We start from the raw sequence: 23,388 nt of genomic DNA, 5'->3' as shown, positions 1-23,388 counted from the left end.
CTTAATTAAGGTGCTCTGCTTAATGAGCACCTTTTCAAAAAAGGAGAGGAATATGGATTTAAATAAGAAAAGATGGTTAATTCTGATTGCTTCTTGTCTGATAAATTTATGCATTGGTTCATTATATGCATGGAGTGTCTTTGCTTCACCGATGGCTTCTTATCTCAGTGCACTTACAGGTAATGAAATATCCAGCTTAGCAATTGTATTCACTCTTGCCAATGCAGTTGGCCCGATTACCATGATCGGCGGCGGCTTATTAATTAAAAAAATAGGCTCTAAGCGAGTTATTATCTGCGGCGGCTTATTATTTGGTATGGGTATGATTGCCACCGGTTTTGTAACATCAGAAGCAATGCTGCTGATTACTTATGGTTTAGGTGTCGGCTTAGGTGTCGGCTTAGGTGTCGGCATGGTATATGGCTGTACCATTTCTAATACGATTAAATTCTTTCCTGATAAAAAGGGCCTGATTGGCGGTATTGCGACAGCCTCTTATGGCATAAGCTCAGTGATTATCCCGATTCTTGCCAATTGGCTGATGAACTTTATGGACGTGACATCATGCTTCAAAACTGTGGGTACTGTGATGCTGCTGATCATATGCATATCGTCAATGGTAATTCAGGATTGTCCGCCTGACTATTTACCTAATGGTTATCAGGGAAATCAATCACAGGCAGGGAAGAGTGTGAATTATACATGGCAGCAAATGCTGCACACACCTGTTTTCTATGTGATGCTATGTATGCTGTGTGTCGGTGCTTTTTCAGGTCTGATGATAATATCTCTCGCTTCACCGCTAGCACGAAGAATCATAGAAATCTCAGCTGCCGAAGCGGCTGCCGTTGTTTCAATGATCGCATTGTTTAATACGGCCGGCAGAGTTATCTGCGGATATTTATCTGACCGCTTTGGTATATTAAGTACGATCAGAATGGTCTTCACAGGTTCAATTTTAGGTCTTATCCTGCTGTATTTTTCCAGTCCTGATACGGCCTTCATGTTTTATCTTGGCGTAAGCATCGTGGGCTTCATGTTTGGTTCAATCATGGGCATTTATCCTGGCTTTACAGCTTCCCAGTTTGGCTCCGCAAACAATGGCGTGAATTATGGCATCATGTTTATCGGCTTTGCGGCAGCGGGTTATTTCGGACCAACCATCATGTCCGCTCTGTATAATTTAACGGGACAAGATACACCGGCAATCCTGGTAGCCGCGGCCTTAAATATTCTGGGTTTACTGCTTAGCGGTATCTATAAAAAGCTGAATCAGCAACATGCATAAACGATTAAAAGTGACAAAATAAAAAGGGAAGCTCCTCTGTTAAGTAAAATGGAACCTGTAAAAAGGACACCAGAAAAAAGAGAGTAATGATAAATCTGGAACCTAATTACAAGGTTCCTTTTTTCTGGTAAACTAAAAAAGTAAATAGAGGTTACAATATGGGCGTAAAACATTTCACAAAAGAACAGGTAGAAGAACTACACAAGAATCCTTATGTGGTCAGTGTAACAGAACGATACATCAACTATACTGAAGAATTCAAAGTGTTATTTTTAGCGGATTATGAGAGTGGATTAACACCATCAGTCATTTTTCAAAAATATGGATTCGATCCACAAGTACTAGGCGCAAAAAGACGCTCAGCATTTATTCAAAGAGTGAAAAATGAAAGCGAACGTCTTAGTGGATTTAAGGATACTCGTAAAGGAAATAGTGGTCGTCCTCGCACAAAAGATTTAACACCAGAAGAAGAGATAGCTCGATTGAAACATAAGAATAAACTTCTCCAACAAGAGAATGATTTTTTAAAAAGGATCAGATCCATCAACAAAAAGCAACTCTCAAAGATACAGAAGGACAAACAGCAAGAGAAAAATACGAATTGATCGATCGAACGCTGAAGTCAAAAGGAAATACATTAACGATCAGTTATCTATGTGAAAGTGCAGGAGTCTCAAGAAGTGGTTATTATGCTTGGGCAAAACGAAAGGATGCTCCTGAGTCTTATCCTTGTCAAAAAGAAGTACAAGATGAAAAAGACTTCGAATTGATACTCGAAGCATTTAAAGAAAGAAAATGTGATAAAGGTAGACGAAGCATTCATATGTGGCTTCTTCACAAAAAAGGCATTTTGATGAATGAGAAAAAGGTATCAAGGTTGATGAAGAAATACAAGTTATTCTGTCCGATTCGTAAGGCAAACCCGATCAGAAGGATGATGAAGGCGTTAAAATCATCAAATGTTGCCAAAAACCTACTAGAAAGACGCTTTGAAGAATATGGACCAGGATATGTATTATTAACTGACATTACCTATTTCTTTTACAGTGTATCAAGAAAGAAAGCCTATCTATCTGTCATCAAAGATGCGTTTACGAAACAGATACTAGCTTATGTGCTTTCAGAATCATTTGAAGAAGATTTTGTATTGGAAACAATTGAACAATTATACAAGAATCCAAATACAACAATTCATACAGATGCAATGATTCACTCTGATCAAGGAAGTCATTATACATCTCATCGCTTTATTCAGCTTCTCAAGGACAAAGAACTTCGTCAATCCATGTCGCGAAGAGGAAACTGTTGGGATAATGCACCACAGGAATCCTTCTTTGGACATATGAAAGATGAGATTGGAGAGTACTTTAAAGACATTGAAGAATTCGAAAAACTAAAAGGAACAGTTGATGAATATATGGATTATTACAATAACGAACGTTATCAATATGCGCTAGCCAAATTGTCACCCAACATGTTTTACGAATATTACAAAACCGGTAAATATCCATTGATTGATCTTGTGAAAGAGCCTGTGAAAATCATTGAGAAATTCAAGAAAGCAAGGGAATTTCAACAAGGACTTTCTAGCACAAGTGAAAGTTCTTTGAGCAACGATTCTAGCTCTAACTGAATCCAAGATAAAGATTCCCCAGTTTCCATAATAGTAGCAACAAGATAATCACGTTCAACTAATTGATTCAATTCACGGATACTATCTAATGATGAATCAATTCTTTTTATCGTGGTTTCATGGTGTTTAAGTTGGATTGATAAGTATTCTTCAGCGTCCTTTCCAATCAATAAACAGCCATCTGATAAGAACCATTCACAACGCCCTAGCATAAAAATATCCTCCTGTTTGATTTCAACAAGAGGATATTTCATTTAGTTTGAAAAATTAATACCTTTTTTATTTATTGTCCTTGACATAGGTACCACTTCAAAGATTCAGAGATCTTCCCTTATTTTATATTTTAACCCTTATACTTGTAATCACCACTTTGATACTTTGGCGGAATAGTTGGAATCTGTAAATAAGATGGATATTCACCGCCCGTATGAATGACATGCTTTGTACCTTCAGGGCCATTATCCGTATAGAAATTCATGCCATGATCCTCATACCAATCGGTTTTGATGAATTCTGGTGTGATTTCAACACGTAGCTCCTCACCTTTATGCCATATTCTGGCATGCGGATGGATTTCAACATCCAGCTCATAAACTTTTCCTTGTTCTAATGGTTCATCCTTTTGATGGGCCATTACCGGCTGATAATCAGTGCTTTCAGATAAATCTAATTCTCTGCGTGAGGCTCTTGACTGACCCCAGGCACCGCGATAATCAAATCCCATGCAATCAATAGGAATATAAGTGCCTTCAGCATTATACTTCTTAATAAAAACAAATAAGTCCATATTATCATGACCGCGGCATTCAATAAATAAATGCAGCTTCATATAGCCAATAATTTCGGTATCCTGATCAAATTTAATGCCAAAAGAAGCCATACCGGTTTTACTGTCATAAACAAGTTCTGATGTTTTTACGCTGGGATTCAAAGTCATTGATCCATCTTCAGCATTTAGATATAGCTTTTGATAAACTGTTCTGGCGATAGGAAATTCTTTTTCAGGCTTATTTGGAATATAATCAAAATTATAAGCATCCATTACGTCAACCCTTACCTTTGGCGTAAACTCCCAGCCATTTCGAATATCTTTTAAATAGCGGTCATAGAATTTGCGGAGATCCTCCATATTATCAGGATTATAAGTATCCGGCCATTCCATATCCCGGTGCAGCCGGAGCCATTTTTTAGGTGATCTGATTTTCCTGAAACCGACAACCGAACCTCTTAAATGGAAATGACACATACCTCCGCATACATAAGCCGGAACCTTTATGTTTTCCCATACCGGTGTTTTACTGCGCCAATAAGCATCATAATATGGATGCTTCAGATACATATTCCCTAAATCTTCAATCCAATTTTTACATGCGCATGCGGTAACGATGCCATTCTCAAAACCAGGCCGAGGTATACCGTTGAAGGTTAAGGATTCAGTATACATATTTCCAGTGCCTTCCCATGCGGCAATGCATGATAAGTGAGGAGGCTGCTGTGCTGCAATACGCCATACAACCATGCAGACACCTGAATTGCCAAAGAAAGATGTCTTTCCGTTGCACCATGGCTGCTTAGCAATCCATTCAACATAATCATAGCCGTCTTTACCGTCTTCAATACCCCAAAGATTCACATCGCCCTCAGAATTGCCAACTCCGCGTGGATCTACGTTCGCAACAGCATAACCGTGATGACACCAGTAGGCGGGATCTGCTGCTTCAAATTTAGCCATTTCTGAAACAGTCTGCGGTGGCACACCCATTAGTTTCCAGCCATCCTGCCCTTCATGCGGCCTTTTGCCGAAAGGTCCCCAGCAAATAATAACCGGAATAGGCTCAGCAGCATTCGCTGGCCGATAGATATCACTGTATATTTTAGTTCCGTCACGCAGTACACAAGCAACATCCTGCTCACAAATAATATGCGGAGCAGCTTTAGTTGCCGTATAAGTTCGTGGATTATACTTTGCACAAATTGAAAAATCAGGGACCTGCTTACCCTCAGCACGCAGTTTATTCACCTCATCAATCGTTATACCAGGGTGACCCTTGCGCATAATAACATCGATTTCTTGCCCTTCATATTCACGTTTTTCTATTTTAAATGTAGTTTTATCTTCCGGTGAATAAGTCGGCATACCGTCTAACTTCTCGATTTTTTGCATGTTTTGCCTCTTTCCTTTAGTTAATGAAACTATCTGACATGTATTTAGTACAATCTTGAAGCATTTTTGATTATTCGCAATCATGAGCTTCTGCATAATGAAAAGCACGATCAGGACATTATAAAAATGATGATTCTATGAATTACTATTTGAACCATTTGCGTCATAGGTCTACCTATATGATTCAATTATTCATTCATTGCTGCTCACAGCTAAAGCTTGGTATAATAGCTTCTTCTTATGTGAATCATGTACTATTTACAGCTTCAATTATAAATAAAGAATAGTTCGTTACCTATGTACGCAAGCACAATAAAAAATAGAATAATGAATGAATTCTTAGGCTTAGGCTCTTTATTATATGCAATTTAAAAGCATGCAGACTAATTAAAAATGAATTAAACTTATATGTGAGCTGAACGATAAGCACTCTATTCTATTATCCATTGCTTTTTTCACGATATTTCAGCATTTTTAAAGATAAATTGATTTTCGTGACTTGTTCAACTGACTCAAAATCAGCCCCGATGATATTTCTTATCTTATCTAAACGATAGTACAATGTATTCTTATGAATAAATAACTTATCGCATACTTCAAGCGGCTTTTTCGGATTAACGAGGTATTCCTGAAGGGTCTCGGTTAGATTTGTTTTATGCTTTTTATCATACTCAATCAGCTTCATTAATGGCGGATATAGCACCAGCTCTGATTTACCGGCTTCTAATAAATATTTTGAGGCCGCATAGATCTGATAATCATCAAAAATATAAATACACTGTTCCGGATGAATCTGAGTACCCATTTCAATAGCGCTATTTGCTTCCTGAATATATTGCTGAGAAGCATTTAAATCTTCAAAAGCATTGCTGATACCAAGCAGTACATGAATACTGCGAATTGATTTCTCCCATTTTAAGATGCTGGAGCGCTGGATAGGTTCATCTCTTGAAACAAGAAATAAAATCCGATTATTTAAAATCAAGTAAATAGAATTAGCAATCATGTTTTTTACATATTCGGCTATTGAAGAAACGGCTTTTAAATCTTTGCCATCGCTGGCATTTAATTCCACAGCCATAAAATACAAATATTGCTTAACAGTATAACCTAAGGACTGCAGACGGGAGACCATAACTTCAGAATTAAAGGGAACACCACAGGTAATTACCGATAATAAATGGTTATAATAGGAACCCTTATTCAGCATATAAAACTTCTGCTTCTGCAGATGCAGGCTCAGCATAAAAGAAATAGGTTCTAAAAAGGCAAGCATGCAGTCACTTATATCATAATTATCAAAGACACTGATAGCAGCCATAGCAACATTGTTGACATAAATCAGACTGTAATTATTGCGGGAATAACCCAGTATATTAGCTCCTGCTTCTTCATCGACATCATAATAGCGGATTTTAGTGCTCTTTGATAAAGGCGTCATGAAATTGATTCGATTAAGCATGGCAACCGCCCCTTCATCCAGATAGCCTCTTCTGTATTCCTTAATAAGATGTGTATCTGTTTCACAGAAGGAAGAAAAGGCCATGACACTATATGCATTATCAATAATACTGATCGGTCTTTGATAGATTTCAGAAATTGATGCAACAATATCATCAAGAGAAGCATTCTCAGAGATATTCTTTGCCAGCTGCAGGATAAAATGATTCATTTTTTCCGCCGTCTCTCTCAGTTCTTCGGCATATTGATACAGATTCATAAAGGCTGATTCATCACTGCACAGTATAATCAGGGCAGCATGATCGCACAGCATAGCCGGTAATTGGCTTTTATCTGTATTCAAAATGATAAATTGAAGATTATCTGGATAATCAAAGGAAGTCAAATCTTTATCATTGATAAAATATAATGTATCTTGATTAAACTTGAGTCCATAGGTTTTATCCAGTGCGGTTATCATCCGTATCCGGTTGATGGTTTGGTTAAGCTCTGATGATTTCTTCAGCATTTTAAATTCTTCACACTTTTGAATAAAATTTAAAATAAGTTGAAAATTGTTAAGTTCACAGTAGTTGTTCATAATTACTCACGATTTATCATAAAAAAATATGTGTGATAAATTGACTCCTTTCTTCAATTATAAATCCATGTAAATCTGTATTTTAAATTATATGCTAAACTGATGATACCAAAACTTTCATATTTAAGGGGCTTATTTCATTATAGATTATAGCATAGCTTTGTACTCTAGACTAATGATTTATGTTAAACCACTTATTATTATAAGTATGAAATGATTGATCAAAAGGAGGAGTAAATATGACAATCAAGGAAGAAGCAATTCAAGTGTTATGTAAAAAGGCAGCAAATCTGTTTGGTATGGATGAAAAGGCGTTAGGGGCAGATACTCGATTTGAAGAAGATTTACACTGTAAGTCGACAAACATCGTTCAATTTTCGGCAGCCTTGGAAGATGCCTTTGAAATTGAGGTACCTTTTATGGAACTGAAAAAAAAGAAGACATTTGGTGAAGCAGCGGATTGGTTAGCTAATCAATTATAATTATGAGGAATAATAAATATGTTGTGTTTGTAGTTAATCCAGGTTCTACCTCAACAAAAATTGCATTATTTGAAAATGATCAGAAGATCTTTCAAGAGAATGTGAATCATGATATTAAAGAACTGCAGGCATGCAGAACGATTCATGATCAGCTGCCAAAACGAACGGCAACAATTCTGAATGCAATCAGCGATCATCACTTAGATTTATCTGGCATTGATGCTTTTGCTGCGAGAGCCGGCGGTCTTGTGGGATTAAGCGGTGGTGTGTACCGGATTACTGAAAATAATACTTTATATGAAACGACATTGAATAGTAATCGTCATCCCAATGTTTTGGGGCCGCAAATTGTCATCGAGCTGGCTAAGATATATGGCGGTGAATGTTTTACGGTAAATCCGCCTGATGTCGATGAATTATGCGACTATGAGCGGGTTACCGGTTTTAAGGAGCTGTTTAGAGAAAGCCGTGGGCATCCTTTAAATCATAAGGAAAACTGCATTCGTTACGCACAGTCAATCAACAAGCATTATGAAGATCTTAATTTAATATGTGTTCATTTAGGCGGCGGAGTTACTGTGGGAGCTCATTGCAAAGGCAAATTAATCTGCTGCAATGACTGTCTTTCAGGTGATGGACCGATGGCACCGACACGTTCTGGTTGGGTGCCGCCTAGTGAAATTGTGAAAATGTGCTTCAGCAATGCTTATACGCAGGAGGAAATATTAAATCGAATTTCAAAATGCGGTGGTTTTACTGATCACTTAGGTACTGCCGATGTGCAGGAAATCGTGAAGCGCATTGAAGCGGGCGATGAATATGCGGCATTAATTTACAATGCGTTTATTTACCAAGTCGCTAAACAAATCGGCGCTTGTTCAGTGGTTTTAGAGGGACATGTCGATGCGATTATTTTAACCGGCGGCATTGCCAAAGACGATTACTTAAAAAAGCAAATTAGAAAATACATTGAATGGATTGCTCCGATTATTGATCAGGCCGGAGAATATGAGATGGAGGGGCTGGCATCAGGTGCAATCCGTGTGCTCAGCAAGGCTGAACCGGTTAAGGAGTATACCGGCATCCCAATCTTTAACGGCTTTAAATGTAAAGGAGCACCAATTCTGAAAGATTATAAAGGGTAAAGTGCAGCAGTGTTGACTTTTAGATTGAATCCCTCGTAATTGAATAACAATGAAATGTTATTTATATCAGAGGGATTTTCTCGTTGCATAAATAAAACCTGACAGAATAGGTGAAGCGTGATACTTCATCCTTTCCTGCCAGGTCATTCAATATTGCGTGAGTATGATTGGCTTAAAATTTAAAATCATGAATGGTTACTTCTTGAATGCTGTAGCTGGTGTCGGGGATAAGAATTTCAAAAGAATAACCAGCTATGAACTGAGAAATAAATCGATAGCCAAGCGGCGGCTTCAGCCCTGATAAAGCTTTTAAATCACGCAGGCGGTCAAACTTAATCAGACATTCTTTTCGGCACCATAAATCAGTTCTGGCTTTTTGCCGATCATTATTATTGCTGAAGCTTTGAAGATAGTTTTTTTCTTCATCAGAATAGTAGTGTTTTTCAATATCGCTGAAATTTATACGCTGTGATTCAATGTCAATTCCTACCGGTTGTTTTGAAATAATAGCTGCAGCATATGGATGGCAATGTGTACAGCTGATGAATAACTCAGGATGATTTAAGACATAAGGCTTATTTTCATGATCATGCAGTACGTCTGCCTTAAAACCGCTGGCTTCAACCGCTAGATCAAGCAATAATCCTGCTGCCAGTGATAAATTTTGATCTTCTCTTTGATTAAGCGCCAGTGTGATCGTATGCCTTTCTTCATTAAGCTGGTTTAAACCTTTTTCAAAATTGGATGCTTCATTAAAGCATTCTGTATTCATCCAGTAGATGATAGTTTCAGTTTTGTTCATGTTGTTCATGATTAAAATATAACATAAAGTTGAACTCTGCACAATAAAGCGCACAGTATCATAAGGAGGTAAATATGAGCGAGCAGATTTATTTTAAAATCCATCAGCCTTTTACATGTGTCTATCATATTGAAGATCCCATGGGTGTATTTGTAACTTTAATTGTTGGAAGCAAGCGTGCCGCATTGATTGATACAGGGATGGGAATCGGCAATTTAAGGCAGACAGTTCAAGCCATTACCGATAAACCGCTGATGGTAATCAACACACATGGGCATGCTGATCATATCGGCGGCAACTATCAATTTGATGAGGTTTATATGAATCCTGATGAATATCGTCTGGCAGATCGTTTTTATAATCAAACAGATATTCGGGAAATCATTTATCAGCAGGCTAAGCAAAGGAATTTAGTGCCTGATGATTTTAATTTTAACAGCTATATGTGCTACCGCTTGGAAAACAAGAGGGCATTTGATTGTGAGGCTTTATTAGACCTAGGAGATATTGTCATAAAACCTGTTTTGCTGCCTTCTCACACACCGGGCATGACTGGCTTCTACATTGAACCCTTAAAATTGCTTTTGGGAGGAGATTCAATCTGCAGTATGGTATGTTTATACTTTCCGGAAGCATCTGCGATTCAAAAGCATATTGAAGTATTAGAAAAAACAGCGGAACTGCCTTTTGAGCACATATTAACATCACATAGCAAGGAAGTATTGAACCGTGACAATTTCGAAGCATTCATAGAATGCGCAAAAGCCTATGATGAACAATCCGCATATCGCTATCGGGACCCGTTTTACAGACATTATGGAGGGAAAATGTTCATATACGAAAGCAGAAAAAATAAAACCGCGATTCTGGTTAAATAAATATATAATAAAAGGAAAGTCTGAATTTAATAATTCAAAACTTTCCTTTTATTCTTATTAATCTAAATTATAAAGCTTAGTGTATTTCTCAATCAGATAATCAATATAAATATTGGAATCAAACTCCTGATGACAGACATCACGCAGCAGTTCATCGGCAATTACTTTATATATGGCTGATTAATTATAATCGCGGATGTAATCGGCAAATTCTTCTAAGAAATATGCAGCTGGATACCAATCTTCACCCTCTATGGTTACATTAAATAAGAGATTACCCATCTGAATTTGGGAAGAACGGATATGTTCGTAGCTTTTCACATCTGCTTCTGGCCAAAGCATTGTCAAATATACTGAAACGACTTCTTTGCTATTTGAATCTAGTGATAATTCGGAAATGATGATACAACATCGGCTATCTTCACCAATCGTATAGAAAATAGTACGCTGTTGTTTAGGACTGTCCATATTAAAGGATTCAAGGTTTTCATCGATCATCTGTCCGCCAATATAGATTCCAGCAGCATTGATGAGGGAATAATCTACATCAACTAAATCAGCCGTCTCAAATGTATGATTCAGTAAGTCATTATTTACTTCATCGAGATCATAGCTTTTTGCTGGCGCTTGAGTACAGCCACTCATAAGCAGACACGATAAGAGAGTCAAAATTTTAATCTTTTTTTTCATACGAGTCAAAGTGTATACTGTTTTGAACAATAGCATAACCACTCACATTGATTGAACCACTTCGTTCTACGTTGACAGTACCGGGAGCATAATCCCAATATGGAATAGAGCCAACAGCATATACTGCTTTATGATAAGCGTCAATGTAGCCTGTATAGCCAGGATCAACTGTTAAAGTTGCAAGAGCCTGAGAGGACTTTGTTGTGGTAGTGGATCTACCAACAGTTACACCTAGTTTAGCTTTGATTTCACTTAAAAAAGCAAGTTTTATATCAGCACTTCCTTCTATTGTACCACTTACATTCCAAGTGGTTGTAGTTGTAGAGCCTTGCATATATTGTAAGACTTCGGGTTTTGTGGAACCATTATGATAAGAAGCTTGTCCAATAAAATTGTATGTGTTTTTAATTTCACTTGTTGTAAATTTCATGCTGCCATATTCTCTTAAATATCCATCTACTATTTCAGAAGCTGCTTCAGGATATTCATAAACGGGATTTTGTCGCGCCTCTTCCATTAACTCAATGGCTCTTTCAGATGGTTCGTCCGTCCAAGTAGCTGTTGGGTTTTCATCTGGATTATCATCACTTTCGGAGGCAATAATATTGCTTGTTGCTGTTGCGAAAAATAAGAATGAAGATAATAAAAGCATTGTGATTTTTTTGAGTTTCATAATTTCTGTCCTGCAAATAGTTTATTTACATTTCCTTTCTGACTCTTTTGTTTAATAGTAAGAATCATACTATTATAAACAATAGTGTAATTGCTACACTCAATTTAATTAACCATTTTTATTACCTTCTAAGTTAGTTCTTTGATAAATAATTAAAGCTAATCCGGAAAATAAATAATTCCGGTTGGATTAGCGATTATTTCACATGGCGAATTAATCGCTTTACCAGTTTCATCGAATATACAAGGCGGCGTACTATGCCTTACAGAACTAGTCATGTTATAACTGACTGACAAAAGCATGAATAATATTATCATTTTTTTAATCCTCAAGATTATCACTCCTATCTATATAATAATTTTACCTTATATTTATTTATATAAGATAGTAAAAAGGTTTCCAATTCATCATTCAAATTACTGACTTAACAGTCCTTTTGACAATGAAATTGGAAACCTATTAATATTTGTTAACTAATAACCGGTAGTAATGTAAAGCTTCTTTATATTTATATGCTTTTTCGCAAAATTCTACAAGCAATTCTAAATAGAAACGTTTATTCTCTTGGCTTAAATTATCCTTGATTTCATGATATTCTTTGATTAAATAATGATAAATTGCCTGTATATCGTCTTTATTTTGAATTAAAGCTTGTATTGTTTTCAGTTTAACTTTTGTTTGGTAGACATCAAATGAAACCTTCAATCCTCTATCTATCCATTTTAGCGCAGGCGCATATTGATTCAGTCGATAATAACACCAAGCTACATTGAAATATTCTTCGGCAAACAACAGTTCGTTTTTTTCTCCATCAGGAAATAATATATTGAGTGCTTCATTATATTTATGCTGTAAACACATATTCCATGCAGAATTGGATCGAATGGTATTCCATAATAAAGCATCATTGCTACAATGCGGATTTAACAACAAGTTTTGATAAATATCCTCGGCTTTATCATATAAAGCACAATAAGAATAGATAACAGCTATATAGACCTGAGCAAACAACTGCCGTTTATAATTAAATTCCTTGATGAAATATTCTAAAGCAGTTTCATTATAATGCAGAGCCTCCAAATAATTGCTGCTCATCATTAGGGTAGTAGCTAAATGGTAACATATCATAGCATAACTGTTTTTATTAGCACCTAATTTCAAAGCTTTCTTGAAAAGACAAATGGCTTCTTCAAAATTGCTATTATTCTTCTGATGCACGCCTTTATAGTCTAAGTAAATTTGCATTAATTCATTCGATGGCGGCAGATAATTAAAAAGTTCATTTTCAAGCTTACTTTCAATATCATCAACAGATTGATTATGAGTAACTAACCAAGCATATGTATAAACCAGAAATTTAGTGATTAATATTGAGTTTATATAGTCATTCTTATAACTTAAAACCTTAAGATAATTGTCGTTGGCATTATCGTTATAATAGACTTGTGAATAATAAAATTCATCTAATAAACAATCTAATTCACTCAATTCATCCATATCATAAATAAAGTGTATACCTAGCTTATTTAATAGGATTTCAATGATATATTCATTTGAAAAATCATCAGCATTTTCTATTTTACTTAAATAACTTTTAGAAATGTTGCATAGTGCTGATAACTGATCTTGTGAAAGCTCCTGTTTTTTTCTTTCACTTTTTATGATATAAGATAAATATTTTCCATAATGTTTTTTCATTCTTCTCCCCCCTTTATAATTATTATAGCATATCAAATTATGCTCTCAATATTTTTGGTTATGCTGAATCAAATTCAAGCAACAATTTGTTGCAATCATAAAAAAAGTCTGAATTTACTTAATTCAAACTTTCTTATTTAAATATTTATTCTGTTGTTTTCATTAGTCCAAATTATAAAGTTTGGAGTATTTATCAATCAAATAATCAATATAAATATTGGAATCAAACTCCTGATGACAGACATCACGAAGCAGCTCATCGGCATTTTTACTGCTGCCATACTGATGAATATTTTTTGTCAGCCAGTCTGTAATCTTACTGAATTCATTATTTGTCAGTGCTGCTTCTACATCTATGTCACGGCACATAGCCTGATAGAATTGTGCGGCATAAGCGGTACCGAGTGCATAGGTAGGGAAATAACCGAATAAACCCTGCGGCCAGTGAACATCCTGAAGAATACCTTCCGCTGCATTCTGCGGACGAATTCCCAAATATTCTTCATATTTATCTGCCCATAACTGATCAAGATGTTCAAAGTCAACCTCACCATTAAACAACTGTTTTTCCAATTCATAACGAATCAGAATATGCAGCGGATAAGTCAGCTCATCGGCTTCTGTACGGATAAAGGAAGCTGAGGAAGCGTTAATCATCAAAACGAATTCATCAATTGACACATTCTTTAACTGTTGTGGGAAGCGATTTTTCAATGTTTCATAATTGCATGACCAGAAAGCTTTAGTACGGGCGATAAAGTTTTCTAATAAGCGGGACTGAGATTCATGCATGCCATTGCTCATATTACCGGCAAGAATCGATCCTTCCAGCTTTTCATCTACATGCAGCATATACTGTGCATGACCATATTCGTGAATGATTGAGAAAATGCTTGATGTCAGTGCATTTTCACGATAAGCAGTTGTCAGACGCACATCCTTTAATGAAAAAGGTGATGTAAACGGATGAACAGAAACCCCCATATAACAGCGGTTAGGGTCAAAGTTCATGAATTTCTTCAAATCCTCCATAACTTTTTCCTGATCCTCTTGCGGATAATGCTGCTTTAAAACCGAGGTGTCAATCTGATTAGCGGCCTGCACTTTTTTAATGAAAGGCAGCAGGCGATCTTTAATATTTTTAAAGAACGCGTCATATTTTTCAATATTCATACCGGGCTCATTGCGGTCAAGCAGAGCATCATAACAGCTCAAATCACCGTGATAGTAGTCAGTATAACTGCGGGTAGCAGTAATTACGTCAGCCAGCATTTTTTTATAGCCTTCCCAATCACTGTTCTTTTTACATTCTTCCCAAAGAACATTACTTTTGCCAAGCAATTCTTGATAATCCATGTATACATCCTTTGGAATCATGCGGATTTCCTTTAACTGCATTAAATGCTGTTTAACAGCTTTGGCACTTAATTCATCAAGCTCCATATCCGCCATTGCTTCAATTCTTTTCATATTCTCTGGATCAGTGCTGTATGTCAGGTATTCACCCTCAAGAATTGACATCATTTTAATACGGTAATCAGCGCCATCCTTTGGAGCAATCGTAGCCATATCAAACGACATTGTTGATAATGCCAGATGATATGCATTTGTTTTTTCTTCATAAGCTTTTAAAAAGCTTAAAGCTTCTTCTTTATTCATCAGCGTCCTCCTTTGAACAATGTTACTAGTCCTCTTTATTTTAACGCAAAGTTGGGAATTAAACAAACATTCTAAGATACTTTGTTGTATAATAAACCTATCAGAAAGTGAGCCGGAAAAATATGGAGCGTTTTGTCTTAATAGGTGCGATGATTTATGATTTGCGGGCCATCCCTTATCAGAAGAGCGAGGGCATGAATCAGCCGATCCGTCTGCGCGGGCAGGCTGGCGGAGTAGCGAGAAATGCAGCGGAAAAACTAGCCGCCTTAGGTCATCATGCGATCCTTGTCAGTGCGTGCGGTTTGGATATGACAGGCAAAGTTCTGATGGAAGATGCAATTGCTAAAGGAATTGATATCAGTTATGTGAAACAGCTGCCCTCTGATAAAACATCTGGTCTTTTAGTTTTGTGTGATGAATTTGATCAGCCGGTTTCATCAATGCTGGATGCCGGTGTGCTGAATGCGATCGATCATCTGTATCTTTATACGACGATGCAGGATTTTACTTATGATGATACATTTATTGCAGACAATAATCTTACGGTTGATCAGCTGCAGTTTATCGCTCATCAGCATGCACAGACATGGCTGCTGCCGGTTGCGGATAAAAGTATTCAGCCGCTAATTAATATTCTGCCGCTGTTTCAAGGCGTGCAGTTCAATGAGCGAATGCTGAGTGAAGACTTAAAGCTGCCGGTTGACAATCTGCATCATACAATAAGAATTATGCTTGATCAGCTGCATCTGCGCTCACTCTTGCTGATTGCAGGTGAAAACGGTATCTATTATGCTGATTCTCAGTGTATTATTCAGGCTGTCAGTCCAAAATGCAAAGTCTTGGATCAGACTTCAGCCTATGAAATTGTATTGAGCGCTTTTTTGACTAAAATGCTTCAGCATATGCCGATTGAAAAAGCATTGGAATACGCACTTTGTGCGTTGCTTCTTGAAAATGAAAAGAAGCATGAGAAAACATTTGTTTTAAATGAAGAAAAAATTATTGAAAAGCTTGCAGCTTATCAGATAGAAACGATTAAGGAGGCAGTTTATGTATCAGAAATGTATTGACTTATTAAATGAACGAGGTGTGGCATTGAGTGATATTGCGGAATGTGTACTCTATCTGCAAGGGAAGTATTACCCGGATCTGACTATGGAATTAGCCGAAAAAGCAGTAAAGGGTGTGATTGAAAAACGTGAGGTTCAGCATGCGATCATCACTGGTTTGTTTTTAGATAAAAGTGCTGAGACTGATATGTGTGATCCTGAATTAAAGGATATATTAATGCGTGATGAAGGCTTGTATGGCATAGATGAGGTGCTGGCATATGGGATTTGTAATTTATATGGATCGATTGCCTTAACGAATTATGGCTATATAGATAAAGTAAAACCAGGTATAATCGGCAAATTGAATGAGCACCATGAGGTATGCAATACATTCCTCGATGATATTGTCGGTGCTATCGCGGCTTCGGCTGCAAGTAAATTGGCACATAGCCATCATTAATAAAATAGTGTATAATAAGCTATATAACTGATGAGGTGGATCATGGATAACGGGGTATTAACCAAGGATGATTTAAAAATGGCATTTGCGCAAATGGGTATTCGTAAGGGGATGCTTGTTTTTGTGCAGTCCTCACTGCGTCCGTTTGGCTGGGTAGTCGGCGGGGCTCAGGCAATTATAGATGCCTTGATGGAAACGGTCACCTATGATGGGACAATCGTTATGCCGGCCTTTACCAGAAATTTATCTGATCCCTCAATGTATAAAAGTGGAACGGTGCCAAGAGCATGCTGGCCGGAAATCAGACAGGCGATCCTGCCGTTTAATAAAAGGCTCAGTACACCGGTGAATATGGGTGAAGTTACCGTTCAATTCATGCGCAATGAAGCTGTGCTGCGCAGCAATCATCCGGCTTATTCTTTTCTGGCATGGGGCAAATATGCCAAGCTGATTGTGGAAAAGCATCCGCTGCACTTTGGGTTATCAAAAGATTCACCGTTAAGCAAGATCGTTGACTTAAATGGTTTTGTACTCTTAGCCGGTATGAATTATGATAAATGCGAGATGTTTGATCTGGCTCAATACAACAATCGTGCCTGCCCAATTAGGATCTTAACTTATCCTATTGAAAAGGGCGGCAATATCCATTGGATTAAAATGCTTGATAAAGAGATGAATACCAGTTCATATAAAGCCATTGGTGCCAATATGGAAGAGCGCGGAGTCGTTAAAATACTTGAGGTAGGCAATACGACATGCCGCTTATTTTCCGCAAGAGAGGCTATCAGCAGTGCTTCGGCTTATTTGAATATTAATAATAAATAAAGAAATAAAGCGTACAGTCTAAACTAACTGTACGCTTTATGTTAGAATCCAAATTCTGTTATAATTTCGGCAATCTGCTTCAGACCCTTTTCATCACTTTCATCGAAACGATTCAGTGACGCGGAATCAATATCGAGAACCCCCATCAGCAGCTGATTTTTAATCAATGGCACAACAATCTCTGAATTGCTGGCACTGTCACAGGCGATATGACCTTGAAATTGATGAACATCGGCAACCCGCTGAATATGACCGCTTAAAGCGGCTGTTCCGCATACTCCTTTACCTAATGGAATATGGGTACAGGCTACTTTTCCCTGAAAAGGGCCAAGCACAAGCTCACCATTTTTATATAAATAAAAGCCAACCCAGTTAATATCTGTCAGCGCATCATTTAAACAAGCTGAAGCATTTGACAATACAGCCAGTTTATCACTCTCATCTTCAATCAATGCACGCAGCTGCATCGCTAATTCATGATAAAATGTTTCTTTCATACGTTCCCTCCATATTTAGTATAATAGCATGAAATCGCAATTTAGAATTAAAAAATATGAAATTAAAAAATCAGCAGAATTTCTGCTGATTGGATTATGCCATGCTTGATACTTGTTTTTGAAGCTTTTTAGCGGCTTTCTCAATCTTAGCTTCAGCCTGAGCTTCTACCTGCATCCAATTCTGTTCAATCATGAAATCATAAGTTTCACGCTGTAATTCAGAAATGGTCTCATAAATTGAATCAACCTTTTCATACAACTCGCAAGTTCCGGCTTCCTGTGAGAAAGTATTGAATAATGCTTTTAAATGCTTTAAAGAAATAAGCATGCAATTAATAATATCTTGATCTTTATTTTGCTGAGCCATCATTTAACCCTCCATAACCTTTAATAATTCTTCAGCCTGTTCTTTTAAAACTGTGCAGACTTTTGATACAAGCTCTTTAGCCTGTTCATCTTCCAGCTTTTCCATCTCACAGTTAAGCTGTTTATTTAATAATACAGAAGCGTTAATTGAGTCTTCAATATAAAGACAGTCCTTGGGTGTTAATGTCATAATTACGACCTCCTTACATGACTAATATGCTCGCTTTTTAACTTGGGTATTCAATAAAAGACAATATTTTGGTATAATAAATAACCAGAGGTGAAAAATTATGCTTCCTTCATTGTATGAATCAATTTATATTCAGAGTTTTAAGCATGATGGATCTCTTCACCGAACTTGGGCTAAAGGCTTTGTAATCGAATCAAACAACAAGCGTATAGTCGCTGTCACAAATAAGACTTGGGTCAGCGAAGCCGATGGCAGAAAATGGATCACCCGTGAACCGGCGATTTGTTTCTTCTATCCGGATAAATGGTATAATGTAATCTGTATGATAAGAAAAACAGGAATCTTCTATTATTGTAATCTGGCTTCACCTAGTATTTATGACGGCGAAGCACTGAAAAATATTGATTATGATCTTGATGTGAAGGTAAATCCGCTGGGTAAAACGATTTTGCTTGATGAAGATGAGTATGAAGAGCATGGTGAAGAAATGGGGTACAGTCCTAAATTAAAAAAGGCAATTGAGTCAGGACTGACAGAATTGATGGATGATATTGAACATCAGCGTTCACCCTTTGATCATAAAGAAATAATGAAACTGTATGATGTATATTTGAAAGCTACTCAATAATAAGTAGCTTTTATTTTAATATAACTGTCAGAATATTCCTTGATATAAAGTTAATTTTTAATTGACAACGGTTTCATTTATTATATAATAAAGGCAGATATCCAGAATTGTAACTGAAGAAGGCAAGATCAGTATCTAATGATGAACGTCATTATGTACTGGTCTTTTTATGTTCTTTTAATGACAAAGGGGTAAATGATATGAATAATTATCAAATCACAAAATTGATTAACAACAATGTAGTGTTTTCACAGGATGAGGATCAAAATGAGATAATTCTTTTCGGCAAAGCCATTGGCTTCGGCAAAAAGAGCGGTGATCTTGTGGAAGCGGCTCAAGTGCTTAAGGTATTTGCGGCAGCTGATCCGAAAGAAAAGAATTATCTATCCAATTTAGTTGAAGATATAAATCCGATCTATATTGATATTGCATCTGAAATTATCAGCTTATTTGAATCGCGGCTTGAGGTTAAAGTCAATGATATGATGATGATCAGCTTATCTGATCATATCTCTAATGCGGTGGCAAATAAGAAGGATGGTTTTGAATTACCTTTGGACATCATTCAGGAAGTTAAAAATATTTATCCAAAAGAATTTATGATTGCAAAGGCAGGGTTGGGAATTGTTGAAAGAGAAACTGGTGTCTCGTTAAGTGAAGATGAAGCAGGGTATATCGTTCTTCATTATATCAGTTCACAAGGGAATACCTTTCGCAGTGATACGAAGTACCGGCTCTTATTTCAGGAAAGAATTATCAGCGATATAGAAGAATATCTAAACGTTAAATTAGATCGCTCTTCATTATATTACACGCGTTTTTTGACTCATTTAAGCTTTTTGGCAGCCCGCATTCATGATGGTAATTTTTCATCTGAGGGGAATTCTTCGCTATATAAGATATTTATTAAAGAGCATCCTGAATTAGAGGGTTGTGTTGAAAAGAATGTTCAAACAATAGCTGATGAATTTCATGTGGTAATTAATGAAGAAGAAAAAGGATACTTAGCTGTTCATATTAATAATATGCTGAAATCCATTCAACGAGGTGATAAGCAATGAGTGCGAACTTAAATAAAAAGCAATGTACTGGATGTGGAAACTGCCTTGAATTCTGTCCCCGTCAGCTTTTGGTTTTATCAAAAGAAAATGATGTGAATGAGCGGGGTGTGCGTTATATACAGTTTAATAATGAAATGGCATGCATAGAATGCGGACTCTGTGAACTGATGTGTACAGCAGGTGCGATTCATATCCCAAAGAGAGTAAATGGCTATGACTTAATTAATAAAAAGGAAATACCTCCGCATGCTGGCTGCAGTCTCGGTTCTTTAAGTAAAGCATTAGCTGATGTAATTATGGAATTAGATATTGCTGATCGAACAGTGTTATTTAAAAAGAAAGCATCGGATGTAAATTTGCATGTGGAGACTCATGACTATACTGATGAACAATTTTATATTGATGGGTTAAATTATAAACGTGCCAATCCAGATAAAGTAGTGATTATAATATGTGCTAGCAGCAAGCAGCATACTACGGCATTAAATGAAGAACGGTATCGCTCATTGGAAAATGAAAGGGTTACAATTATTAATACGTTAAATTGGTTTGAGTCAGATGCTGAAATCACAAAATTGCTTAATGGCGGCAGTCATATATTAGAAGCTGTCAGTAAAAGTGATGCGGTTTCTTTTGCCAGCCGCAATGGTGTACGGACACCAGCACAGATGATTGATTTGGAAAATGATTTGAAACAGGCTTTGCAGAATCAACTTGAAGATAAAAAATGTGCCATGGTTGAAATTGTTTTTCCTTGTTTTTATCGGTTGGCACAGCGTCCTCAGCAGCTAATGCCATGCGCAGAAATCAAGCGTATTAATGATTGGTTTACAGTGTCTGTTGAGCCAGATTATCCTAAGGGCATATATCATAAGGCAGGTGATTAAGATGGGAATATTTAAGGATGTTTTTAAAAAAAAGGAAAATTATGCAATGACTGTAAGTGCTCCGGCTGCCGGTTATGTGAAACCGTTGGAAGGGCTGAAGGATGGCGTGTTTTCAGAAAGATTATTGGGAGAAGGCTGTGTCATCTCACCGATGGAGGAAACGATTTATGCTCCTTTTGACGGCCGGGTGGTTTTAGTTACAGAGACTAAGCATGCCATAGGGTTAATAAGCAATGATGGAATTGAATTATTAATCCATGTTGGTTTAGATACCGTTATGATGGCTGGTGAAGGTTTTAATATGATGGTGGAAAAAGGTGAAAGCGTGAAACAGGGAGATCGCTTAATGAGCTTTTCGACCGCTAAAATTAAGGCGGCAGGCTATCTTGATGATGTTATTGTAATTGTATCTAATACAAAGTGTTTTCAAGGTGTGGCATGTACACAAAAGGAGGTTGTTGAAGCGAGCGATGAATTAATCAGGATCATGAAATAGTGTTATGGATAACCAGAATTGTTACTTTCAGTAGGCAAGATCAGTATCGGGGATTAACAAGCCCATTGCTTTAGATTAGTTTTATCTTATTTAAAAATTGCAAAGGAGAAAGTTATGAAAGAACTTGCTGAAAAGTGTATTGAGTTTGTAGGAGGAGCATCAAATATTAAAGCGGTATCGCATTGCGCAACTAGGCTGCGGCTGACGCTGATTGATCAGGGACAGGTGAATGAGGAAGCATTGCTGAGTGTTCCGGAAGTAATTAAGGTAATGAAGGTGGGAGCTCAAACACAGATCATCATCGGCAGTGATGCACCAGAATTATATAGTGTTGTCAGCCAGCTGGTAGAAATGGCTAATTCGTCAATGAGTGTCAATGAAACAAAGTCAACTGATACTCAATCAAATAAGAAGAAAAAGAATGCTGTTGTCGGTAAATTTTTTGATGCGTGCAGCAGTATGTTTACACCGTTAGTTCCCGCTTTTACAGCGGCAGGTATGATTAAAGCGGTACTGGCTATTTTAGTTGCGGTATTCGGCTTGGCAAAGACTTCACAGGAATATATTATTATAAATTATGTTTCGGATACTATTTTCTATTTCCTGCCAATTTATTTAGGGGTAACAGCGGCTACCTATTTTGGCTGTAATAAATATATTGCGGCAGCTATTGCGGCGATGTTTGTTCACCCGACATATACTGGCATGGTAAGCGCTGGGGAAGCTATTTCGTTCTTTGGGATTCCGGTAGTTTTATATAATTATTCATCGACCGTTTTTCCAACAATCCTGACGGTTTGGTTTATGTCTTATGTAGAACGTTTTGCACGACGAATCTCACCTAAAGTCATTAAAGCGATCATGGAGCCCATGCTGACACTGTTGATTACGTTTCCGGTAGGTTTGCTGCTGCTGGGGCCGATTGGTGCTGTTCTTGGTGATTGGCTGATGAATGTTTTTGCGGCCATTGATGCTTCCGTACCATTCTTAGTACCGATGATTGTAGGTGCTGTTTCACCATTTTTAGTCTTTGTAGGAATGCATCGTGCTGTAGGTACATTAGAAACCATGCAGATAGCACAAATTGGATACAGTTCTTTATTAGGTACAGGTATGCTTGCAAGCAATATTGCGCAAGGTGCATCAACCTTAGTGCTTTCTTTTAAATCAAAAGATGAAAAGGTAAAGCCATTAGCATTTACGGCAGGTGTTACCGCATTATGTGGAATTACTGAACCGGCATTATATGGTTTTACAGCGAAGAATAAAAAGTCATTGATTGCGACAGTAATCGGCGGTGGTGTTGGCGGCTTCTATGCTGGCATTACACATGTTGTACGTTTTGCGAAAGGAGCACCTGGCTTGCCGACATTGCCGGTGTTTATCAGTTTAGAAAATCCAATGAATCTGTTTAATGCGTGTATTACGGTTATCCTCTCATTTGCGGTCGCCTTTGCAGTCGCATGGATTATGATCAAACCAGGTGAAGTGGATTAATATATAATTAATATATAATAGATAGATCTCTCAGAAAGATAAAACGTCAGCGTTATATAATGAGAGATCTTATTTAATATATAGAGACAGCGATCTGTTCTTATATATAGGATAAGTCATGTATGTATGAGATGTTTTAAACCTATGAAAAAGAGGGTAATTTTAATTTGAAATAATTATTTAAAAAAAGTAAAAAATAATGTTGACATGGGGGAAGGGTTTTGGTATTATATACAGGCACTCAGGAAGCGGGTCACACAAGAAAAAAGTTCTTAA

At 37.0% G+C, this 23,388-nt stretch carries 25 protein-coding genes; 14 read left to right on the top strand and 11 right to left on the bottom strand.

Features of this window, described 5'->3' with window-relative positions:
• The first annotated feature begins 52 nt into the window (after window positions 1-52).
• From DWZ33_RS04715 to DWZ33_RS04705, 3 genes are all read left to right on the top strand, one after another.
• Entirely contained in the window at window positions 53-1,288 is a 1,236-nt protein-coding gene (locus DWZ33_RS04715) for an L-lactate MFS transporter (protein WP_118453969.1), read from the top strand.
• A 158-nt stretch (window positions 1,289-1,446) separates the two neighbouring features.
• Window positions 1,447-1,893 (top strand): HTH domain-containing protein, encoded by a 447-nt coding sequence (locus tag DWZ33_RS04710; RefSeq protein ID WP_118453968.1) that lies wholly within the window; start codon window positions 1,447-1,449, stop codon window positions 1,891-1,893.
• Entirely contained in the window at window positions 1,890-2,921 is a 1,032-nt protein-coding gene (locus tag DWZ33_RS04705; RefSeq protein ID WP_244925849.1) for an IS3 family transposase, read from the top strand. The genes DWZ33_RS04710 and DWZ33_RS04705 overlap by 4 nt, the downstream gene beginning before the upstream one ends.
• Here DWZ33_RS04705 and DWZ33_RS04700 read toward each other — a convergent pair.
• The 3 genes from DWZ33_RS04700 to DWZ33_RS04690 all read right to left on the bottom strand — a co-directional run bounded on the left by DWZ33_RS04700 (window position 2,861) and on the right by DWZ33_RS04690 (window position 7,054).
• A complete protein-coding gene (locus DWZ33_RS04700; RefSeq protein WP_118453966.1) occupies window positions 2,861-3,133 on the bottom strand; it encodes a hypothetical protein in 273 nt (90 codons plus the stop codon). The two genes, DWZ33_RS04705 and DWZ33_RS04700, sit on opposite strands and share 61 nt — an antisense overlap.
• A 131-nt stretch (window positions 3,134-3,264) precedes the next feature.
• The gene (locus tag DWZ33_RS04695) at window positions 3,265-5,085 is read right to left on the bottom strand and encodes a CocE/NonD family hydrolase (RefSeq protein WP_022936918.1); all 1,821 of its coding nucleotides are present in this window, start codon (window positions 5,083-5,085) and stop codon (window positions 3,265-3,267) included.
• A 439-nt stretch (window positions 5,086-5,524) separates the two neighbouring features.
• Complete coding sequence (locus DWZ33_RS04690; protein WP_182425526.1) at window positions 5,525-7,054, bottom strand: PucR family transcriptional regulator; 1,530 nt, start codon at window positions 7,052-7,054, stop codon at window positions 5,525-5,527.
• Window positions 7,055-7,365: 311 nt separating this feature from the next.
• Here DWZ33_RS04690 and DWZ33_RS04685 point away from each other — a divergent pair, with 311 nt between their 5' ends.
• Window positions 7,366-7,608 (top strand): acyl carrier protein, encoded by a 243-nt coding sequence (locus tag DWZ33_RS04685; RefSeq protein WP_022936916.1) that lies wholly within the window; start codon window positions 7,366-7,368, stop codon window positions 7,606-7,608.
• Between the two features lie 2 nt (window positions 7,609-7,610).
• Window positions 7,611-8,753: a butyrate kinase gene (buk, locus tag DWZ33_RS04680; protein WP_118453964.1), complete on the top strand. Its 1,143-nt coding sequence runs from the start codon at window positions 7,611-7,613 to the stop codon at window positions 8,751-8,753.
• A 172-nt stretch (window positions 8,754-8,925) separates the two neighbouring features.
• On the opposite strand, the gene DWZ33_RS04675 is transcribed toward buk, so the two are convergent.
• A complete protein-coding gene (locus tag DWZ33_RS04675; protein ID WP_182425524.1) occupies window positions 8,926-9,555 on the bottom strand; it encodes a 4'-phosphopantetheinyl transferase family protein in 630 nt (209 codons plus the stop codon).
• Between the two features lie 74 nt (window positions 9,556-9,629).
• Here DWZ33_RS04675 and DWZ33_RS04670 point away from each other — a divergent pair, with 74 nt between their 5' ends.
• Window positions 9,630-10,433 carry an MBL fold metallo-hydrolase gene (locus DWZ33_RS04670; protein ID WP_118453962.1) on the top strand — a complete coding sequence of 268 codons (804 nt, stop codon included), beginning with the start codon at window positions 9,630-9,632 and terminating at the stop codon, window positions 10,431-10,433.
• 180 nt (window positions 10,434-10,613) lie between these two features.
• Here DWZ33_RS04670 and DWZ33_RS04665 read toward each other — a convergent pair whose 3' ends face one another.
• The 4 genes from DWZ33_RS04665 to DWZ33_RS04650 all read right to left on the bottom strand — a co-directional run bounded on the left by DWZ33_RS04665 (window position 10,614) and on the right by DWZ33_RS04650 (window position 15,153).
• A complete protein-coding gene (locus DWZ33_RS04665; protein ID WP_118453961.1) occupies window positions 10,614-11,078 on the bottom strand; it encodes a hypothetical protein in 465 nt (154 codons plus the stop codon).
• A 28-nt stretch (window positions 11,079-11,106) separates the two neighbouring features.
• Window positions 11,107-11,796 carry an NADH-quinone oxidoreductase subunit H gene (locus DWZ33_RS04660; RefSeq protein ID WP_118453960.1) on the bottom strand — a complete coding sequence of 230 codons (690 nt, stop codon included), beginning with the start codon at window positions 11,794-11,796 and terminating at the stop codon, window positions 11,107-11,109.
• A gap of 459 nt (window positions 11,797-12,255) precedes the next feature.
• Window positions 12,256-13,494, bottom strand: a complete 1,239-nt coding sequence (locus DWZ33_RS04655; RefSeq protein WP_118453959.1) for a helix-turn-helix domain-containing protein — start codon at window positions 13,492-13,494, stop codon at window positions 12,256-12,258.
• Window positions 13,495-13,656: 162 nt separating this feature from the next.
• Window positions 13,657-15,153: a carboxypeptidase M32 gene (locus DWZ33_RS04650; RefSeq protein ID WP_118453958.1), complete on the bottom strand. Its 1,497-nt coding sequence runs from the start codon at window positions 15,151-15,153 to the stop codon at window positions 13,657-13,659.
• A gap of 122 nt (window positions 15,154-15,275) precedes the next feature.
• On the opposite strand from DWZ33_RS04650, the gene DWZ33_RS04645 reads away from it, so the two are divergent.
• The 3 genes from DWZ33_RS04645 to DWZ33_RS04635 are packed head-to-tail and all read left to right on the top strand — an operon-like array spanning window position 15,276 to window position 17,490.
• The gene (locus DWZ33_RS04645; protein WP_118453957.1) at window positions 15,276-16,223 is read left to right on the top strand and encodes a PfkB family carbohydrate kinase; all 948 of its coding nucleotides are present in this window, start codon (window positions 15,276-15,278) and stop codon (window positions 16,221-16,223) included.
• Window positions 16,204-16,665, top strand: a complete 462-nt coding sequence (locus tag DWZ33_RS04640; protein WP_022936910.1) for a phosphatidylglycerophosphatase A family protein — start codon at window positions 16,204-16,206, stop codon at window positions 16,663-16,665. Before DWZ33_RS04645 ends, DWZ33_RS04640 begins: the two co-directional genes overlap by 20 nt.
• A gap of 42 nt (window positions 16,666-16,707) precedes the next feature.
• Window positions 16,708-17,490, top strand: a complete 783-nt coding sequence (locus DWZ33_RS04635) for an AAC(3) family N-acetyltransferase (RefSeq protein ID WP_022936909.1) — start codon at window positions 16,708-16,710, stop codon at window positions 17,488-17,490.
• A 41-nt stretch (window positions 17,491-17,531) separates the two neighbouring features.
• On the opposite strand, the gene DWZ33_RS04630 is transcribed toward DWZ33_RS04635, so the two are convergent.
• The 3 genes from DWZ33_RS04630 to DWZ33_RS04620 form a co-directional block, all read right to left on the bottom strand.
• On the bottom strand, window positions 17,532-17,987 hold the full coding sequence (locus tag DWZ33_RS04630) for a GAF domain-containing protein (RefSeq protein ID WP_022936908.1): 456 nt from the start codon (window positions 17,985-17,987) through the stop codon (window positions 17,532-17,534).
• Window positions 17,988-18,081: 94 nt separating this feature from the next.
• Window positions 18,082-18,354 carry a spore coat protein gene (locus DWZ33_RS04625; RefSeq protein WP_182425522.1) on the bottom strand — a complete coding sequence of 91 codons (273 nt, stop codon included), beginning with the start codon at window positions 18,352-18,354 and terminating at the stop codon, window positions 18,082-18,084.
• Window positions 18,355-18,357: 3 nt separating this feature from the next.
• Complete coding sequence (locus DWZ33_RS04620) at window positions 18,358-18,543, bottom strand: hypothetical protein (RefSeq protein ID WP_022936906.1); 186 nt, start codon at window positions 18,541-18,543, stop codon at window positions 18,358-18,360.
• A 100-nt stretch (window positions 18,544-18,643) separates the two neighbouring features.
• Between DWZ33_RS04620 and DWZ33_RS04615 the strand changes: the two genes are divergently transcribed.
• The 5 genes from DWZ33_RS04615 (at window position 18,644) to DWZ33_RS04595 (ending at window position 23,112) form a co-directional block, all read left to right on the top strand.
• Window positions 18,644-19,171 carry a DUF402 domain-containing protein gene (locus DWZ33_RS04615; protein ID WP_022936905.1) on the top strand — a complete coding sequence of 176 codons (528 nt, stop codon included), beginning with the start codon at window positions 18,644-18,646 and terminating at the stop codon, window positions 19,169-19,171.
• 200 nt (window positions 19,172-19,371) lie between these two features.
• Window positions 19,372-20,232 (top strand): PRD domain-containing protein, encoded by an 861-nt coding sequence (locus DWZ33_RS04610; RefSeq protein WP_118453956.1) that lies wholly within the window; start codon window positions 19,372-19,374, stop codon window positions 20,230-20,232.
• Window positions 20,229-21,119 carry a 4Fe-4S dicluster domain-containing protein gene (locus DWZ33_RS04605; protein ID WP_118453955.1) on the top strand — a complete coding sequence of 297 codons (891 nt, stop codon included), beginning with the start codon at window positions 20,229-20,231 and terminating at the stop codon, window positions 21,117-21,119. The genes DWZ33_RS04610 and DWZ33_RS04605 overlap by 4 nt, the downstream gene beginning before the upstream one ends.
• Before the next feature lies 1 nt (window position 21,120).
• Complete coding sequence (locus tag DWZ33_RS04600; protein ID WP_182425520.1) at window positions 21,121-21,615, top strand: PTS sugar transporter subunit IIA; 495 nt, start codon at window positions 21,121-21,123, stop codon at window positions 21,613-21,615.
• Between the two features lie 114 nt (window positions 21,616-21,729).
• The gene (locus DWZ33_RS04595) at window positions 21,730-23,112 is read left to right on the top strand and encodes a PTS transporter subunit EIIC (protein WP_118453953.1); all 1,383 of its coding nucleotides are present in this window, start codon (window positions 21,730-21,732) and stop codon (window positions 23,110-23,112) included.
• The last annotated feature ends 276 nt before the right edge of the window (window positions 23,113-23,388 follow it).

The sequence above is a fragment of the Dielma fastidiosa genome (assembly GCF_003475485.1).
Classification (GTDB): domain Bacteria; phylum Bacillota_I; class Bacilli_A; order Erysipelotrichales; family Erysipelotrichaceae; genus Dielma; species Dielma fastidiosa.
This window is presented reverse-complemented; position numbering and strand designations above follow the sequence as displayed.

Bases quoted from the DNA above. Each gene is read 5' to 3' on its own strand.
- DWZ33_RS04715 (WP_118453969.1), top strand. From the start codon at position 53: ATGGATTTAAATAAGAAAAGATGGTTAATTCTGATTGCTTCTTGTCTG.
- DWZ33_RS04710 (WP_118453968.1), top strand. From the start codon at position 1,447: ATGGGCGTAAAACATTTCACAAAAGAACAGGTAGAAGAACTACACAAG.
- DWZ33_RS04700 (WP_118453966.1), bottom strand. From the start codon at position 3,133: ATGCTAGGGCGTTGTGAATGGTTCTTATCAGATGGCTGTTTATTGATT.
- DWZ33_RS04695 (WP_022936918.1), bottom strand. From the start codon at position 5,085: ATGCAAAAAATCGAGAAGTTAGACGGTATGCCGACTTATTCACCGGAA.
- DWZ33_RS04690 (WP_182425526.1), bottom strand. From the start codon at position 7,054: ATGCTGAAGAAATCATCAGAGCTTAACCAAACCATCAACCGGATACGG.
- DWZ33_RS04685 (WP_022936916.1), top strand. From the start codon at position 7,366: ATGACAATCAAGGAAGAAGCAATTCAAGTGTTATGTAAAAAGGCAGCA.
- buk (WP_118453964.1), top strand. From the start codon at position 7,611: ATGAGGAATAATAAATATGTTGTGTTTGTAGTTAATCCAGGTTCTACC.
- DWZ33_RS04675 (WP_182425524.1), bottom strand. From the start codon at position 9,555: ATGAACAAAACTGAAACTATCATCTACTGGATGAATACAGAATGCTTT.
- DWZ33_RS04670 (WP_118453962.1), top strand. From the start codon at position 9,630: ATGAGCGAGCAGATTTATTTTAAAATCCATCAGCCTTTTACATGTGTC.
- DWZ33_RS04665 (WP_118453961.1), bottom strand. From the start codon at position 11,078: ATGAGTGGCTGTACTCAAGCGCCAGCAAAAAGCTATGATCTCGATGAA.
- DWZ33_RS04660 (WP_118453960.1), bottom strand. From the start codon at position 11,796: ATGAAACTCAAAAAAATCACAATGCTTTTATTATCTTCATTCTTATTT.
- DWZ33_RS04655 (WP_118453959.1), bottom strand. From the start codon at position 13,494: ATGAAAAAACATTATGGAAAATATTTATCTTATATCATAAAAAGTGAA.
- DWZ33_RS04650 (WP_118453958.1), bottom strand. From the start codon at position 15,153: ATGAATAAAGAAGAAGCTTTAAGCTTTTTAAAAGCTTATGAAGAAAAA.
- DWZ33_RS04645 (WP_118453957.1), top strand. From the start codon at position 15,276: ATGGAGCGTTTTGTCTTAATAGGTGCGATGATTTATGATTTGCGGGCC.
- DWZ33_RS04640 (WP_022936910.1), top strand. From the start codon at position 16,204: ATGTATCAGAAATGTATTGACTTATTAAATGAACGAGGTGTGGCATTG.
- DWZ33_RS04635 (WP_022936909.1), top strand. From the start codon at position 16,708: ATGGATAACGGGGTATTAACCAAGGATGATTTAAAAATGGCATTTGCG.
- DWZ33_RS04630 (WP_022936908.1), bottom strand. From the start codon at position 17,987: ATGAAAGAAACATTTTATCATGAATTAGCGATGCAGCTGCGTGCATTG.
- DWZ33_RS04625 (WP_182425522.1), bottom strand. From the start codon at position 18,354: ATGGCTCAGCAAAATAAAGATCAAGATATTATTAATTGCATGCTTATT.
- DWZ33_RS04620 (WP_022936906.1), bottom strand. From the start codon at position 18,543: ATGACATTAACACCCAAGGACTGTCTTTATATTGAAGACTCAATTAAC.
- DWZ33_RS04615 (WP_022936905.1), top strand. From the start codon at position 18,644: ATGCTTCCTTCATTGTATGAATCAATTTATATTCAGAGTTTTAAGCAT.
- DWZ33_RS04610 (WP_118453956.1), top strand. From the start codon at position 19,372: ATGAATAATTATCAAATCACAAAATTGATTAACAACAATGTAGTGTTT.
- DWZ33_RS04605 (WP_118453955.1), top strand. From the start codon at position 20,229: ATGAGTGCGAACTTAAATAAAAAGCAATGTACTGGATGTGGAAACTGC.
- DWZ33_RS04600 (WP_182425520.1), top strand. From the start codon at position 21,121: ATGGGAATATTTAAGGATGTTTTTAAAAAAAAGGAAAATTATGCAATG.
- DWZ33_RS04595 (WP_118453953.1), top strand. From the start codon at position 21,730: ATGAAAGAACTTGCTGAAAAGTGTATTGAGTTTGTAGGAGGAGCATCA.